General features: G+C 58.2%; 1 rRNA gene. It reads left to right on the top strand.

The features are described from left to right. Nucleotides 1-98: 98 nt before the first annotated feature. Nucleotides 99-323: ribosomal RNA gene (locus DW195_RS10265) — 23S ribosomal RNA — on the top strand; the annotation flags it as partial.

Below are 323 nucleotides of genomic sequence, written 5' to 3'. Positions count from 1 at the left end.
TATGAGATACCCGAATTGCGACATACGAGCGCTATTCATGATATCGATTAATTGACTTAATTAGCGACACGTGGATATCCCGCGGGCCCGATGCGGTCCCGCAAGATACCACGGGCGCACGGCGGATGCCTTGGCACAGGGAGCCGATGAAGGACGCGGCAAGCTGCGATAATCCCCGGCGAGGAGCACACATCCTTCGACCCGGGGGTCTCCGAATGGGCGAACCCATGCACAGCAGTGTGCATATCCCCCCGCTGAACGCATAGGCGGGGGGAGGACAACCCGGGGAACTGAAACATCTAAGTACCCGGAGGAGAGGAAAT

This window comes from Collinsella sp. AM17-1 (assembly GCF_003470665.1).
Classification (GTDB): domain Bacteria; phylum Actinomycetota; class Coriobacteriia; order Coriobacteriales; family Coriobacteriaceae; genus Collinsella.
The sequence above is the reverse complement of the archived record's forward strand: the minus strand, read 5'-3'. Positions and strand labels throughout refer to the sequence as shown.